Here is a 16,985-nt window from a genome sequence, read left to right as displayed (position 1 = left end):
CTACCTTAATACTGCATGAAAATTATCGTATAAATATTGTAAAAAACGTTTTATAATATCATTAATATAATCATCTGTCAGTGTTTTATAGATACTCTGAAATAACAATGTTAATGTAACACTTTTTTTACCATTTTTAATAGTATGTCCTGTATATATATCAGATATTTTAATTGTATGAATTTCATTTAAAAATTGTTTACGTAAACATAATACTAAATCTCCAATTAGCATATTTTCATTTACAATAATTGAAATATCTCTAATGCTATGCGGAAAATCTGATATTTTTTTTACAAAAACCTGATCTTTGAATTCTATCTTATGCCAAAATAATTCAAACACAAAAGTTGAATAATTTATATGCAATTTCTTTAAAACAAATGGATCTATTTCACCCATAATACCAATAATATGCTTATCAAGCATAATTTCTACACTATTGCTAACATGTAAACCAGGTATTTCTTTTCTTTTAAATATAATATTTTCTAAATATCCTATTGTATCAAAAATAGATTCAATATCTCCTTTTAAATCATAAAAATCAAACCGTCTAGCAGATATATCCCAATGATGCTTTTTATAATCGATATTACTAATAATTCCAGCAAAATGTAAGTTTTGATGTACACCTAACTTATTCATCAGGTCAGGTATAAAACATAACCCGCTTTCAAAAAAGCGTATTTCATGATGTTGACGGTTTTGATGATATAACAAAGTCTTTATTAAACCTGGCCAAATTGAACGCCGCATACATGACATATCTTGTGATATCGGATTCATTAAAGATAAATATTTTTGTTTTTTATGAAAATAACTTTGTATTTTAGGGTCAATAAAACTATAATTAATCACCTCATAATAACCGCGATCTATTAATGTATATTTTACTCGTTTTAAAAAATTTTCTAATTTATTACTCTGTAATATCATGCTTTTATTTATTAAAGGAACAGGTAATATTTTATCATATTGATAAATTCTCATCATATCTGAAATCACATCTTCAACACTTAATATATCCATACGCCAAGAAGGAGGAATCACATACCAAATATTATTTATTAAAATAATTTTATATTTTAATTGAATTAATATTTTTTCAATCACATCACGCGAAATATGATTACCAAGGATTTTAATAATATAAGTATGTGATAATTTAATTTTTCTATATATAAAATTATGATAATTATTAGATTGTATACATGTCCTTTTACTAACATTACCACCGCAAATTCTTATAAATAAATTTGTTGCATATTCTATTATTTGTTCTTGATACACCGGATCAACAAAATATTCACTTGTTTTAAATTGATATTTATTTTTTGCATAATAAAGAGAATGATTTAAAATATTAGGATCTATAAAAAATGATCCAATAAATAAATTTGTATCATTTACATTAATAGGTAACATATTAAAATCAATATTTCCTAAAAAGGATATAACATGATTATTGTACTTCATACAATACATATTATTATTTTTACAGCTAACAATAATATCATATATTTGATCAAAAAAACTAAATGAATATATCGATTGCCCTAATTCTATAAAAACATAATTAATAATATCTACAACAATATTTACAGAATTAATATCATATTTTCTTAATTTTTCCTTCATCCAAATAGGTGTTTTAATGTTTAAATTGATATTTCTAATCAATACCCCACAACAACGATAAACGATATTATGATCTTCAACACATATTTTACAATAGTCTGTAATAGTCACTGGTATATTTATACGCATGATTTTTGGGATTGGTAAATTATTTAAAATTGCAACATCACGAGCAACACCAAACGCACCTAATACATCTAATCTATTAAACATAGTATTAATTTTAATAATTGTATCTTGATAAAATATGTAATCCATAACACATAACCCAATCGAGCTAGAATATGGTAATACAATAATTGTATTTTTATAATCAATAAAACCTAAATCACTCAATGTACAAATTACACCTTCAGAGGTTATTCCTTGAATATTCATAGTTTCTATAATATTTTTGTTGCATAATTTTGCACCATGGCATGCAACAAAAACTTTCATATTTTTTGATACTATACCACTCTCACAAACAATATTAACAATTTTTTTACCAAGATTAATTTGCACAATAATTAAATAAGTAACATTAGGGTGTTGTTGCAATGCAATAATTTCACCAATATAAATATAACTAAATTTTTTTATATAATATTGAATATCTTCTACTTCTAAACCAGACATGGTTAACTGTTCGCAAATAGCTTGAATATTTAATTTTGTGTCAATCCAATTTCGTAAAGATTGCTCACTTAACTTCATTAATAATACCTGCCTTGTTTAAATTGTTGTAAAAATTTTAAATCATTTTTTAAAAATGCACGTAAATCATTTACTCCATAATATAACATAATCATACGTTCTATACCCATCCCAAAAGCCAGACCAGAATAAATTGTAGTATCAATATCAAATTGTTTTAAAATATTTGGATGAACCATACCACATCCTAAAACTTCTAACCAAGAATTGCTATGATTCATAATATCTACTTCTGCAGATAATACAGTAAATGGAAAATAAGATGCTCGAAATCTAAAAGTCATTTTTTTTTCAAAAAAAATACTTAAAAAATTCTTTATAATCCATTTTAAATTAGAAAAACTAATATCTTTATCAATTATTAAACCTTCAATCTGATGAAACATTGGACTATGTGTTTGATCATAATCTTTACGATATACTTTCCCCGGCATGATAATTTTAATCGGTAATTTCTTTTTCTCTAAAGCATGAATTTGCATATTTGATGTTTGAGTGCGTAATAAATCATTCGCATTAAACCAAAATGTATCTTGCATATTACGAGCAGGATGAAATACAGGTATATTTAAAGCATCAAAATTATGGTATTGATCTTCTACTTCAAAACCATTATAAATAATTTGAAAACCTAACTGACAAAAAATAGATTCAATATAATACAACATACCAGTAATTGGATGTATAGCACCAATATCGCTCCTTCTGCCTGGCAGAGAAATATCTATGTAAGGTGTATTTTTTTTTTTTTGAGTATATAAATCTTCAAGAAATATTTTTTTTATATTAATCAATGTATAAATTTTATTTTTAACAACATTAATTTTTTTACAAAAATATTTACGTTCTATTAATACCAAAGACTGAAATTTTTTAATATAATATGGAATTAAACCTTTTCTTCCAAGATATTTAATTCTTAATTTATCCAATTCAGTTGTTGTTTTAACATTACTGCATTCTGTTTTAAAAATAGTAAGAAATTGTTTATCATTAAATACAATATTTTCTTCGTTCACAATGCTACCTAAAAGTATATATTTATAAAAGCTTCCATAATAGGAAGCTTATATCAAAATATTAGTATCATACGATAAAATAATTATTATAAATTATTTTTTACATTTTCTACTAAGGTCTCAAAAGTACCATTATCAATAATAGCAATATTTGATAATATTTTACGATTAATTGTTATATCCATTTTTTTTAATCCAAACATAAAACTACTATATGAAATATCATGTATACGTACAGCTGCATTAATACGTGTTATCCATAATTTTCGAAATTGTCGTTTTTTTTGTCTTCTATCACGATATGCATATTGACCAGCTTTAATGACTGCTTGTTTTGCAACACGATAAACACGCGATCTAGCACCATAATATCCTTTCGCTTTTTTCAAAAGTTTTTTATGTTTTGAATGTGCAGTTACACCCCGTTTAACACGAGCCATGTACACCCCTTTCTAAAAATATTATCATAAATATTATAATCGTAAAAAAATTACATATACGGAAAAAAGGATCGCACATGATTTGTATCAGATTTTGATACCAAAATTTTTTTTTGCAAATGTCTTTTCCGATTAGATGTTTTTTTTGTTAAAATATGTCTTAAATTTGCTTGTTTTCGTTTAAATTTTCCATCATTAATATTCTTAAAACGTTTGGAAGCACTTTTCAATGTTTTCATCTTAGGCATAAATATGACCTGTACTAAAGTTAAATTCATAAAGTATTAATTTTTTTAGGTGATAAAATCATTAACATCTGACGACCTTCTATTTTTTTAGGAAATGACTCTATAATTGATATTTTCATTAAATCATCTTTAATCCTATTTAACATAGAAATACCAATATGTTGATATGCCATTTCTCGACCACGAAATCGTAATGTAATTTTTACTTTATGTCCTTGTTGTAAAAATCGTATTAAATGATTTACTTTAACATGATAATCACCAATATCAGTATTAGGCCTAAATTTTACTTCTTTAATTTGTATCGTTTTTTGTTTTTTCTTTTGTTCTTTCAAATTTTTACTTTTTTTGTATAAAAATTTACCATAATCCATAATACGACAAACAATTGGATTTGCATTAGGACTAATTTCTACTAGATCTAATTTTAATTTTCTTGCATATTGTAAACCTACATCAATCGTTACAATACCAATTAATTCGTTATTTACACCAATTAACCTAATTTTATTTGCTCGAATTTCATCATTAATACGATTATTTTTCATACATTGAATACGTTTACTCGATTTAATACTTATTCCTCCAAAGTTTATAGCACACGAAAATCAATTTCATACTGTATTTTTTTTATAAAATCCTTAATACTCATAATTGTAGTTTCATTATTTCTATCACGAACACTAATCTGATTATTACGTATTTCTTGATCACCACAAATTAATATATAAGGAATTTTTTCAACAATATACTTTCTTATTTTTAAATTAATTTTTTCATTCTTTATATTATATCGAACTCTAATATTTAATTTGCATAATTTAGCAGCCAGATCAATAACATATTGACTATGATTATCATTAATATTAATCAGCATCACTTGAATAGGTGATAACCATACTGGCATTAATCCTGAATATTGTTCTAATAAAATTCCAATAAATCGCTCTATTGATCCTAATATTGCACGATGAATCATAATTGGTATTTTACGATTGTTATTATCATCAATATAATATGATCCAAAACGATCTGGTAAATAAAAATCTAGTTGTATTGTACCACATTGCCATAATCTATTTAAGTAATCTTCTAAAATAAATTCAATTTTAGGACCATAAAATGCACCTTCGCCATGTTGATATTCAAAATCAAGATTACTATCAGATAACGCATATTTTAAACTTAATTCTGCTTTATCCCAAATTTCATCTGTTCCAATTCTTTTTTCAGGACGCGTAGAAAATTTAATATGAATTTTTTTAAACCCAAAGACTAAATAAGACTCTATAATCATATTAATACAATTAACTATTTCTTGTTGTATTTGATTTTGTGTACAAAATATATGCGCATCATCTTGTGTAAAGCTTTTTAATCGCATTAACCCATATAATGCACCAGATGTTTCGTTACGGTGACAAATACCAAATTCTGCTATTCGTACCGGAAGATCACGATATGATTTTAAATATTTATTAAATATTTGTATATGTGCGGGACAATTCATTGGTTTAATACAATATTTTTTATTGTCTGAATGTGTAAAAAAAATTGATTCAAAAAAATTTTCTAAATGACCACTAACATTCCATAAAGATTTACTTAACATAATCGGTGTATTTACTTCTTGATAATTCCATTTATTTAATTGCATACTCACAAATTTTTTTAATTCATTAAAAATGATCCATCCATTATGATGCCAAAATATCATACCTGGAGCTTCTTTTTGTTTATGGTACAAACGCATAATTTTATTGATTTTTCTATGATCTTGTTTATCTATCATTATTAATTTATCCAACTAAATCATACCATACATATTCTGTAAAAACTTATTCAAGATATAAAAATTACATATACTATTTGTTATTATTAAAAAGAAAAATTTTTTATCTTATCAAGATACAATATTTAAAAAATTAAAATACCTGTCATAAAAAAACATATTTTTTATCTTAAAATATATTTAAAATAATATTCTACTTACAATAGTACATAAATATAACTATTTTATAAAATAAAATATTATTTATACTTAATATTAAGCATACTATATTATATATGATACATACAAGAAAATTTTTTTATTTATAATAGTATGTGTATACTTGATATCACATATATAAAATATCACTAAAAATATAGCTTACCTAATTATAAATAAAAAAATAAAAATAAATCATCTCACTTAATATACTTAATAAAAATAATATTTTGTATCAAAATTCATAAATATATCACAAGAAGAATAACAGCTTATATAATCAATAATATTGCATAACACACATTATACAAGAACATTATAATATATTTTATAATTAAATCAATATTACTCTCATCATATATAATATAAAAGATACCAGTCACTTCGACTGGCATCATTTTTTATAAACGACGCTCAATAGATTTCGCTAACTGTGCAATAACACGTAAACTATCGTCCCATCCCAAACAAGGATCAGTAATTGATTTACCATATATTAAATTTTGTTTAGGAAAAGCATTCTGTGTCCCTTCTTTTAAAAAACTTTCAATCATTACGCCAGAAATATTTTTTGTACCATCAACAATTTGTTTACATATTGAATCTGCTACATCACATTGCACACGATGCTGCTTTAAACAATTACCATGACTACAATCAATCATAACATATTCCGGTAACTGAAATTTTCTTAATTTTTTTACTGCATTCTGAATATCATCAGCATGATAATTTGGATGTTTTCCTCCTCTCATAATGATATGCGAATAAGGATTACCAGTAGTATGATTAATTGTCATTTGACCGCTTTTATTTGGAGCAAAAAATAAATGTCGTACTTGAGCTGCACGAATTGCATCAATCGCAATATTAATATTGCCATCTGTGCCATTTTTAAAGCCAACCGGACAAGATAATGATGATGCCATTTCCCTATGAATTTGACTTTCAGTGGTTCGAGCTCCAATCGCTCCCCAACTAATCAAATCTGCAATAAATTGTCCAAGAACCATATCTAAAAATTCTGTTGCAGCTGGCATACCTATTGCATTAATATCTAATAATAGTTTTCTTGCTACTGATAACCCGTGATTCACTTTAAAACTATTATCAAGATCAGGATCTGAAATTAATCCTTTCCAGCCAACAACAGTTCGTGGTTTTTCAAAATAAGTACGCATAACAATTTCAAGTTGATTACAGTATTGTTTACGTAATGTGAATAATTGTTGTGCATATTCTACAGCAGCAATAGGATCATGTAATGAGCAAGGACCAATAATTACCAATAATCGTTTATCCCTTCCTGTCATGATATTTGCGATATTTAATCTTGTAAGAATAACATTATCAACAATATCTGAAGTTAATGGATATCGTTTTGCTAAATCTACAGGCGTAATTAATGGATCAATGCGTATAGTACGCAATTCATCTGTTTTTCTCATATTATTCTCAAAATCAAGTTATTTTTAAACTATAAATATAATAATATAATTAAATAAATATAATGAAATTTCATAAAATCGATATTCTACCATCATCATTTCTTTTATTAAAACATACACAACATAAATAATACGATCAAATCAATATCATGACAGATTTATTACTAAAATTTAAAAATATGTTCTAATATAATGTAAAATACATAACTATAATTATGTTAAATATTTGAAAAAATAAATATATGCATATTAAAAAAAAAAAATGGACAGGTATTACACTTACAAAAACAGCACAAAAATATTTTTATAACTTAATCCAAAAAGAAAAAAATATAATTGGTATCAAAATTGAAGTTAAAAAATCAGGATGTGCTGGCTTTCGATATCAGTTATCATTTTTAAAAACACATCACCTAAAACATGAAAGTGAGTTTTATATTTACGAAAATAAATATATTAAAATATATATCCCAAATAAATATATGGTTTGGTTAGATAAAACACATATAGATTATGTAACAACCGATGGCATTAATATGTATATTAAATTTATAAATCCAATAATTAACAAATATTGTGGGTGCGGTGATAGTTTTCATATAACGTGTTAAATACAAGATAGTGTATTACCATAATAATAAAAGATGTTTTTTTTTACCTTTAGTTAATATGGTAAATTTATTAAATAATTTATCTAAATTATTAAATTTATAATTGGGATTATTTTCTTTTCTATTATTAACCTTAATTGCATGACTAGTCACTAAACGGTATGCATCACTACGTGATGCAGCAAATTTCGCGTTTACTAATACTTGTTTTAAATCTTCTGTAGATACTGGTATAGAATATATACCATCTTGTTGTAACTGATAAAAATCAGTTTTTTTTAACTCCTCAATATTTCCATTAAATAAATTATTAGTAATTCTTTGTACAGCACATAATTGATTTTTACCATGTACAAATTGTGTAACAAAATTTGCAAGCATTAATTTAACCTCTTGAATGTTGCAATTTGAATTATACATGTCCTGAATTGTTTTTAAATCAATAAAAGTAAATAACTTTAACAAAGGATATACTTGTTTATCATCTATATTCAACCAAAATTGATAAAAAGTATACGGACTAGTACGTTTACTATTTAACCAAATTGTTTTGTTTTTCTCAGTTTTACCAAATTTTACACCATCTGAAGAAATCAATAGTGGAATAGTAAATCCAAAAACTTGATCACGATATATTTTACGTATTAAATCAATACCAGAAACAATATTTCCCCACTGATCTGCACCACCAATTTGTAAAGTCACTTTATGTGTTTTATATAAATGTAAAAAATCGTATGCTTGTAGTATACTATAAGAAAATTCTGTAAATGATATTCCTTGATCAGCTCTATGAATACGATTTTGGACTGATGCTTTATTTATCATATTATTTACTGAAAATAATTTCCCTGTATCACGCAAAAATGAAATTATATTAATTTCTTTAAACCAGTCATAATTATTTACAATAATCAGTTTTTCTAATTGTTTTTCTTGAAAAAAAATTTTTAATTGATTAATAATATTTTGAGTCCATTTAAATAATTGATCTGGTATTTCTAATGTTCTCTCTTTTTCTTTAAAACTAGGATCACCAATTAAACTAGTAGCATAACCTAATAAAACGATAATTTTATGGCCATATTTTTGAAACCATTTTAAACACAATAGTGGTAATAAATGTCCAATATGTAAACTATCAGCTGTGGGGTCAAAACCACAATACACGGTAAGATTAGAATTTTCAAGTCTAAGTGTGAAATCAACAATATTACTAATATTATTAATAAATCCTCTAGATTTTAATTCATAAAATAAATTTTTTGTACTCATAAAATATTAAATTACCTAATCACGATATAAAAAACGAAAATGAATAATACAAAATACATGAAACATATCTGTTATTACCAAAGATATTATATATGAGATACATTCTTAACAGAATAATACTTCAGATAATAATCTAATTTATCTACAACAATTTGTGTATAATAATCAACTTCAATATTTACTATTGAATTAATGGTTTTATTCTTAATATTTGTAGAAATAATGGTTTCTGGCACAAAATATACACAAAAAATGTTTTTATATACATCACTAACAGTTAAACTGATACCATTAACACCAATAAAGCCCTTTAAGAAAATATATTTCATAATACGATCATTCTTTACCTGAAAGAAAATTTTTTTATTATTATTATAATTAATAACATTTAATATTTTGGCTGTTCCTATAATATGCCCAGACATTAAATGCCCACCTACTTCATCACCAAATTTTAACGACCGTTCAATATTCACTAAAGAACCAATTTGCAATAATCCAAGATTTGTTGTCTTTAAAGTTTCATCCATTGCATCAAAATAAATATTATTATCATACATTTTTGAAACAGTTAAACAACAGCCGTTATTTGAAATCGAATCTCCAATTTTAATATCATGTATTAAATATGATGGGAATTGCATTTTAAATGTTTGAAAATTTTTTTGTTTTTGAATAGATAATACTACAGCAATTCCATGGACGATACCAGTAAACATATTTACCCTATATAATAAAATAAAAAATTAATTATAATATAATAATTTATATATTATAAATTATTACAAAAAACAAATATTATATATTCATAATATTATGATATATAATGTATTAAATTAATTTAATTAACACTAGCGTTCGTAACTCAGTTGGTTAGAGTGTCACCATGACATGGTGAAAGTCAGTGGTTCAAATCCACTCGAACGCACAAGTAATACCTCTATTTTAACTACATGACATATTTAGGTTTTAAAATTTGATTAAAGACTTTATAAAAAATATTAAAAATAACCAAAAAATTTTAATTTCTTATAGTGGTGGATTAGATTCAACAGTATTATTATACCAACTAATACCATTTATCAAACAAATCCCGTTTTTAAAATTACGTGCAATTCATATTAATCATCAATTAAATAAACAATCTTTTTCATGGGCTCAATATTGTCGAAAAATATGTAAAAAATATTCCATTCCAATCATTATTAAAACATTACATATCCAAACCAAAAATAATATTCAAGAAACTGCAAGAAAATTACGTTATAAAATTATTGCAGAACATATGTTACCAGATGAAATATTAGTAACCGGACATCATAGCAATGATCAATGTGAAACATTATTCTTATCATTAAAAAGAGGTAGTGGAATTTCTGGATTATCCGGAATATTACAAAAAAGTTTTTTTAATAAAAATAAAAAAATTATTCGACCATTATTAAATATTTCAAAAGAACAATTAGAGACATGGGCTATAAAAAAAAATATTAATTGGGTTGAAGATGATAGTAATTACATCAATAAATATGACCGGAATTTTATTAGAAATAAAATTATTATACCAATACAAAAAAGATGGCCATATTTCATACAAAACTGTATTCGAAGTATGCGATTATGTTATGATCAAAATATAGCCATAAATTATTTTTTAGATCAAATCATTCATGATATTTCATTATTTACTGATACATTAAACATTTCAAAATTTTATATATATCCTAAAGCAATACAAATATTATTACTAAGAAGATGGATGTTTTTTAACCAAAAACATCACATATCCTATAATGAAACAAAAAATATTTACAATAATATTATTACAACAAAAAACCAAAACACGATTAATAGAATAAATATAAAAAATATTTCAATTCAAAAATATAAAAATAATATCTTTTATATTCCAAAACATCAAAATATTAAAAATAGAATTTTATTTTGGTTTGATTATTATAAACCATTAAAATTACCAAACCATCTAGGATATATTATACAAGATCAATATGGTATGTTATTACCAAAACCAAATACATCTGATTTAATTAATATACGATTTCAACTTTATGAAAATATTCGTACAGATATAGGGGAAACAACACGAAAAAACTTCTGGCAAAAAAATAAAATTGCGCCCTGGAATCGAAATCGTATACCAATATTATTTTATAATACAAAATTAATTGCTATTATGGGTTTTTTAGTAATTAAAAATCAACATACATATACTAATACCTGGAGATTATCATGGATCGATTTCATTATTTAAATAAATCATCCACATTATTAATATTAATTCTTGGGTATAAAGTTTTAAAAATAGAAATGCGATGATTTAACAATGGCAGATGTATGCTATTCCAATCTAAAATAGTTAATAAAAATTTTTCAGATCTATGCACTAAATTTGGTACAATAGGTTTTAAATAAATCATAATTATTCGAAATAAATTAATTACCATCGAACAAATTTCTTGTAATTTTATGTTATTTTTTGGAATTAATATTTTCCATGGTGCTTGATGATTAAAGTATTGATTTGCAATTTCAGATAATTGTATAACTTCATGTATCACTAAATTAAATTCTCTATTTTCAAATAAATGTTTTATTTTATATGATACAGAAATAAATTTTTTATATAATTGCTCATTTTCTAATTTTTTTGATAACATACTATCAAAATATTTATTTAAAAAACTTGCACTACGAGATGCCAAATTAACAATTTTATTTACAAGATCAGCATTAATTTTATGAATAAAATCTTGCACATTAAACTCAAAATCTTCTATCTTAGATGATAATTTTGAAGCATAATAATATCGTAAACTATCAGAATCAAAATATTCCAACCATTTTCGTACAGTAATTAATTCATTTTTTGATTTCGACATTTTTATACCATGAATTTTGACATGTCCATGTACAAAAATTTGAGTCGGTTTTCTAAATTGCATACTCTCTAACATTGCTGGCCAAAATAAAACATGAAAATAAACAATATCTTTACCAATAAAATGATATAATTCTGTAGTAGAATTTATATTCCAAAATTCATTAAAATCCAATAATCTGTTATTATTACATAAAGTTTTAAATGTACTCATGTAAGCAATTGGTGCATCCATCCATACATAAAAATATTTATTTTTTAAATCAGGAATTTTAAAACCAAAATAGGGTTTATCTCTCGAGATATTCCAAGCCTTAAGATCCGTGTTAAACCATTCTTTCATTTTATTTACAACATGTTTATTTAACACATCAGTTTTCATCCATCGATATAAATTATTTTGCAAAACTGTCAAATTAAAAAATATATGTACTGAATTACGTAAAACAGGCGCAATATTTGAAATAGTTGATATTGGATTAATTAAATCAATAGTTTTATATACAGCATTACATGCTTCACAATGATCACCATATTGATCTATTGTATAACAATTTGGGCAAGTACCTTTAACAAAACGATCAGGTAAAAAAATATTTTCTTGCACATCATATAATTGTGTAATTGTATTTAATGTAATTAAATTATTAATTTTTAAAGTATAATATATTTTTTTTAAAAAATATAAATTTATACTATGATGTGTAGAAGAATAATTATTATATGAGATATTAAAACACTCTAAATCATGTATATGTTGTTTAAAGATTTCAGATATTAATTTTTTTGGTTGAATATGTAATGCACGAGATTTAAGCAAAATTGGCGTACCATGTGAATCATCTGCACAAATAAACCAAACTTCATGTCCTAACATACGTTTGTAACGTACCCATATATCTGCCTGAATATGTTCTAATAAATGGCCAATATGCATAGAACCGTTTGCATAAGGTAATGCGCAAGTAACTAAAATTTTTTTTTTAAAATCATAATTTTCATCAAGTCATAAAAAACTGTTATAATAATCAGTATATAAAAATATTTTAAATAGATTAATATGTAACATAAAGCAATGCATTAATCTATTTAAACGTTATATACTATGATATGTTAAAAAATAAATTTACCAATTTGTATGATACAAACCTTCTTTATCACACCTTTTGTAACTATGAGCTCCAAAATAATCTCTTTGTGCTTGTATTAAATTAGCAGTAGAATTTATAGATCGGTAACCATCATAATAAGTAATTGCCGCGGAAAAAGCAGGAATAGATATACCTTGTTGAATTACATAAGATACAATTTCACGTAATGCATAATGATATCTATTGGAAATATCCTGAAAATAAGGCGATAACAATAAATTAATTATTACATCATCATATTTATATACTTCAACAATTTTGTTTAAACAGGACGCTTGAATAATACAACCTGCACGAAAAATTTTCGCAATTTCACCACATTTTAAATTCCAACAATATTTCTTAGACGCACTCCCTAATTGTGAAAATCCCTGAGCATATGATATAATCTTACCAAGATACAACGATTGCCTTAGTTTTTCTATAAAATCAGTTTTATTATGAACAATCGGAGTAACTGTAGGACCTAATAATATTTTTGAAGCCAGAGCACGTTGTGACTTTAATGATGATAAAAACCTTTCAAAAACAGAACTAGTAATAATAGTTAACGATTCTTCTAAGTCCAAGGCTTCTTGACATGTCCACTTGCCGGTGCCCTTACTAACCGCAACATCTAAAATACAGTCTATCAAATCATCATTACCATCTTTTTTTAATAAAATATTTTTAGTAATACCAATTAAATAACTATTTAATTCACCTTGATTCCAATTCTTAAAAATATCAGCAATTTCTTGATTATTTAAATTTAAAATATTTTTTAGTATACCATAAGTTTCTGCAATCAATTGCATATCAGCATATTCAATACCATTATGTACCATTTTTACATAATGACCAGAGCCATCAGGACCGATATATGATACACACGATTCTGATTCATATTTTGATGATATAGAATTTAAAATAGGCTCAACTACTTTATATGCTTGTATATCTCCACCAGGCATAATTGATGGACCGGTTAACGCTCCATATTCACCGCCTGATATTCCAGCACCAATAAAGTGAATATTATTTTTTAATAATTCATTATATCGATGAATGGTATCTTGATAAAATGAATTACCACCATCAATAATAATATCACCAGAATTTAAATAGGGGATAAGAGAGGTAATCACACTATCTGTAGAATTACCCGCTTGTATCATTAATATAATACATCGTGGTTTTTTTAAAGAATTAATAAACTCTTTAATAAAAAAATAAGGTAATATATTTCTTGGTTGATTCTGTACAACATCTTTTGTTTTTTGTGCAGTACGATTAAAGATAGCGACATTATAACCATGATTTGCAATATTCAAGGCTAAATTACGGCCCATAACAGCCATACCAACTACTCCAATATCATTTTTTTTCATATTGTATAACTCCAGAACATGCAATTTAACAATTTTATGAAATATGATATATAAAAATAAAATTTATATTAATTAAAATGTACTTATTTTTTAATTATTCTGATTACGTAAATTTAACTTTTGTATGATATTAATAAAATTTAAATTCTGATTATGTAATAACACTAATAAATGATATATTAAGTCAGATGATTCATTAATTAAATCTTCTTTATTTGTGTTAATAGCAGCAATAACCGTTTCCACTGCTTCTTCTCCTACCTTTTGAGCTATTCTATTAATACCATTATTATGTAATTGTGCAGTATATGATTTATTGATAGAAAAATTTTTTTTTTGTTTAATACTTTCTTCTAAATAAAAAAAATCCGTGTAATTGGATTTTTTTCCATTAAAACAACTAGCGTTGTCTAGATGACATGTTTTACCTGTCGGATTAACTAAAAATAATACACTATCCTGATCACAATCAATAATAATATCCATTACCTTTAAAAAATTACCCGATATCTCACCTTTAGTCCATAGTCTTTGTTTTGTTCGGGAATAAAAAGTTATTTCTTTATTTCTTATTGTAATATTTAATGCGTCTTGATTCATATAACCATGCATTAAAATTTCAGAGGAAAAAATATTTTGTATAATACACGGAATTAATCCATGAACTTTTTTCCAATTAATACTCAATAATTGTTTATTATTTAACATAATCTAATTCTGATCCCTTGTTGTATTAAAAAATTTTTTAATTGTTGAATACTAAAAATATTTTTATGAAATACAGATGCAGCTAATGCACCATCAATATTAGTTTCCTGAAATACATGAAAAAAATCCGACATGGTACCAGCTCCTCCAGATGCAATTAATGGAACATGACAAATACCCTTAACAGCTTTAAGTTGTTGTAAATCATATCCATTACATACACCATCTTGATTCATCATGTTAAGTACAATTTCTCCTGCTCCTTTTTTTTGTACTTCTCTGACCCATGTCATTGTATCCCAACATGTTTTTTTCGTGGATTCTGTACGGCCAGTATATTGACATACTACGTATTGTTGAGTTCGTTTATCAAACCAAGAATCTATACCAACGACAACACACTGTGATCCAAATCTATCAGCAATACGTGAAATTAAATCAGGATTATTAATAGCCGGAGAATTAATTGAAATTTTATCTGCACCAAAAGACAAAATATCCTTTACATCGTAAATATTTTGAATCCCTCCTGCAACACAAAATGGAATATCAATGACTTCTGCAATTTCAGATATCCATTTTTTATTTACTAAACAATTATTTGTTGATGCTTGAATATCATAAAATACTAACTCATCAGCACCGTCTTGAGTATATTTTTTTGCAAGATCAACAATATTACCCATAATAACATGATTACGAAACTGTATACCTTTCACAACATGCCCGTCTTTCACATCGAGGCAAGGGATAATCCTTTTTGCCAACATTGTATTGCCTCCAAAATAGTAAACTTATTTTCCAGTAAACTTTTTCCTAAAATTACTCCATGTACACCTACTTTATTCAGTTCAATGATATCATTTAATGAACAAACACCACCAGAAGATTGAAAATAAATATTAGAAAATTGTTTAATTAGATTTTGATAAAGTATTAAATTTGGTCCTAATAAAGTACCATCTTTAGATATATCTGTACATAATACATACTTAATACCTATATCAGATAAATTTTTTAATACATTTTCTAAACAAAGATTAGTATTTTTTTTCCAACCGTTAATAAAAATACGATTAATATTATTTTTAATATTTATATCTAACGCTGCAACAATATATTCACTACCATAATAATGAATCCACTTTTCAACATCATGCATGTGATTAATAATTGCAGTTCCAATCACCACACGTTTCACGCCATGTAATAACAAATATTCTATATCTCGTTCGGAGCGAACACCACCGGCAAATTGTATATAATTTCCAAATGTATGAATAATTTTATCAAAAATTTTGTTTCTATCATTACTAGGAGAACGCGCAGACTCTAAATCAACTATATGAATAATTTTAACTCCGTGTAATAAATATTTTTCTATTAAATCATATACATCGTAATTATAATATTGTGCTAAATCATACTTCCCTTGATATAAGCGCACTATTTGACCATTTAATATATCAATTGCTGGAATAATCATAGT

Annotated in this window: 16 protein-coding genes and 1 tRNA gene; 3 read left to right on the top strand and 14 right to left on the bottom strand. The window is 25.0% G+C overall.

All coding sequences use genetic code 11. The features are described 5' to 3' along the window. The 7 genes from pheT to RJT54_RS00440 form a co-directional block, all read right to left on the bottom strand. Window positions 1-2,337, bottom strand: coding sequence for a phenylalanine--tRNA ligase subunit beta (gene pheT / locus RJT54_RS00470; protein WP_343128273.1), 2,337 nt, complete (start codon window positions 2,335-2,337; stop codon window positions 1-3). Beyond that, window positions 2,337-3,311 (bottom strand): phenylalanine--tRNA ligase subunit alpha, encoded by a 975-nt coding sequence (gene pheS / locus RJT54_RS00465; protein ID WP_343128366.1) that lies wholly within the window; start codon window positions 3,309-3,311, stop codon window positions 2,337-2,339. The genes pheT and pheS overlap by 1 nt, the downstream gene beginning before the upstream one ends. A gap of 131 nt (window positions 3,312-3,442) precedes the next feature. Then, the gene (rplT, locus tag RJT54_RS00460; RefSeq protein ID WP_343128272.1) at window positions 3,443-3,796 is read right to left on the bottom strand and encodes a 50S ribosomal protein L20; all 354 of its coding nucleotides are present in this window, start codon (window positions 3,794-3,796) and stop codon (window positions 3,443-3,445) included. 50 nt (window positions 3,797-3,846) lie between these two features. Further along, on the bottom strand, window positions 3,847-4,044 hold the full coding sequence (gene rpmI / locus RJT54_RS00455; protein ID WP_343128271.1) for a 50S ribosomal protein L35: 198 nt from the start codon (window positions 4,042-4,044) through the stop codon (window positions 3,847-3,849). Between the two features lie 26 nt (window positions 4,045-4,070). Further along, complete coding sequence (gene infC, locus RJT54_RS00450; RefSeq protein ID WP_343128365.1) at window positions 4,071-4,619, bottom strand: translation initiation factor IF-3; 549 nt, start codon at window positions 4,617-4,619, stop codon at window positions 4,071-4,073. Between the two features lie 17 nt (window positions 4,620-4,636). Further along, window positions 4,637-5,836 carry a threonine--tRNA ligase gene (gene thrS / locus RJT54_RS00445; protein WP_343128270.1) on the bottom strand — a complete coding sequence of 400 codons (1,200 nt, stop codon included), beginning with the start codon at window positions 5,834-5,836 and terminating at the stop codon, window positions 4,637-4,639. A gap of 599 nt (window positions 5,837-6,435) precedes the next feature. Continuing rightward, window positions 6,436-7,482 carry a 3-deoxy-7-phosphoheptulonate synthase gene (locus RJT54_RS00440; protein ID WP_343128269.1) on the bottom strand — a complete coding sequence of 349 codons (1,047 nt, stop codon included), beginning with the start codon at window positions 7,480-7,482 and terminating at the stop codon, window positions 6,436-6,438. A gap of 242 nt (window positions 7,483-7,724) precedes the next feature. On the opposite strand from RJT54_RS00440, the gene RJT54_RS00435 reads away from it, so the two are divergent. Continuing rightward, window positions 7,725-8,093: an iron-sulfur cluster assembly accessory protein gene (locus tag RJT54_RS00435; RefSeq protein WP_343128268.1), complete on the top strand. Its 369-nt coding sequence runs from the start codon at window positions 7,725-7,727 to the stop codon at window positions 8,091-8,093. A 15-nt stretch (window positions 8,094-8,108) separates the two neighbouring features. Here RJT54_RS00435 and tyrS read toward each other — a convergent pair whose 3' ends face one another. Both tyrS and RJT54_RS00425 read right to left on the bottom strand, forming a co-directional pair. Continuing rightward, window positions 8,109-9,368 carry a tyrosine--tRNA ligase gene (gene tyrS, locus RJT54_RS00430; protein ID WP_343128267.1) on the bottom strand — a complete coding sequence of 420 codons (1,260 nt, stop codon included), beginning with the start codon at window positions 9,366-9,368 and terminating at the stop codon, window positions 8,109-8,111. A gap of 86 nt (window positions 9,369-9,454) precedes the next feature. Continuing rightward, on the bottom strand, window positions 9,455-10,087 hold the full coding sequence (locus RJT54_RS00425) for a riboflavin synthase subunit alpha (protein WP_343128266.1): 633 nt from the start codon (window positions 10,085-10,087) through the stop codon (window positions 9,455-9,457). Between the two features lie 135 nt (window positions 10,088-10,222). Between RJT54_RS00425 and RJT54_RS00420 the strand changes: the two genes are divergently transcribed. Further along, a tRNA-Val gene (locus RJT54_RS00420) sits at window positions 10,223-10,296 on the top strand. A 48-nt stretch (window positions 10,297-10,344) separates the two neighbouring features. After that, window positions 10,345-11,640 (top strand): tRNA lysidine(34) synthetase TilS, encoded by a 1,296-nt coding sequence (gene tilS, locus RJT54_RS00415; protein ID WP_343128265.1) that lies wholly within the window; start codon window positions 10,345-10,347, stop codon window positions 11,638-11,640. Here tilS and metG read toward each other — a convergent pair. The 5 genes from metG to RJT54_RS00390 all read right to left on the bottom strand — a co-directional run bounded on the left by metG (window position 11,633) and on the right by RJT54_RS00390 (window position 16,982). After that, window positions 11,633-13,204, bottom strand: coding sequence for a methionine--tRNA ligase (gene metG / locus RJT54_RS00410; protein WP_428994173.1), 1,572 nt, complete (start codon window positions 13,202-13,204; stop codon window positions 11,633-11,635). The two genes, tilS and metG, sit on opposite strands and share 8 nt — an antisense overlap. Window positions 13,205-13,393: 189 nt before the next feature. Next, window positions 13,394-14,788 carry an NADP-dependent phosphogluconate dehydrogenase gene (gene gndA, locus RJT54_RS00405; RefSeq protein WP_343128264.1) on the bottom strand — a complete coding sequence of 465 codons (1,395 nt, stop codon included), beginning with the start codon at window positions 14,786-14,788 and terminating at the stop codon, window positions 13,394-13,396. A 90-nt stretch (window positions 14,789-14,878) separates the two neighbouring features. Continuing rightward, a complete protein-coding gene (gene hisIE / locus RJT54_RS00400) occupies window positions 14,879-15,496 on the bottom strand; it encodes a bifunctional phosphoribosyl-AMP cyclohydrolase/phosphoribosyl-ATP diphosphatase HisIE (protein ID WP_343128263.1) in 618 nt (205 codons plus the stop codon). Beyond that, window positions 15,490-16,266: an imidazole glycerol phosphate synthase subunit HisF gene (gene hisF, locus RJT54_RS00395; RefSeq protein WP_343128262.1), complete on the bottom strand. Its 777-nt coding sequence runs from the start codon at window positions 16,264-16,266 to the stop codon at window positions 15,490-15,492. The genes hisIE and hisF overlap by 7 nt, the downstream gene beginning before the upstream one ends. Next, window positions 16,230-16,982 carry a 1-(5-phosphoribosyl)-5-[(5-phosphoribosylamino)methylideneamino] imidazole-4-carboxamide isomerase gene (locus RJT54_RS00390; RefSeq protein ID WP_343128261.1) on the bottom strand — a complete coding sequence of 251 codons (753 nt, stop codon included), beginning with the start codon at window positions 16,980-16,982 and terminating at the stop codon, window positions 16,230-16,232. Before RJT54_RS00390 ends, hisF begins: the two co-directional genes overlap by 37 nt. Between the last annotated feature and the right edge of the window lie 3 nt (window positions 16,983-16,985).

The sequence above is a fragment of the Buchnera aphidicola (Takecallis taiwana) genome, assembly GCF_039355125.1.
GTDB lineage: Bacteria > Pseudomonadota > Gammaproteobacteria > Enterobacterales > Enterobacteriaceae > Buchnera_L > Buchnera_L aphidicola_AG.
The sequence above is the reverse complement of the archived record's forward strand: the minus strand, read 5'-3'. Positions and strand labels throughout refer to the sequence as shown.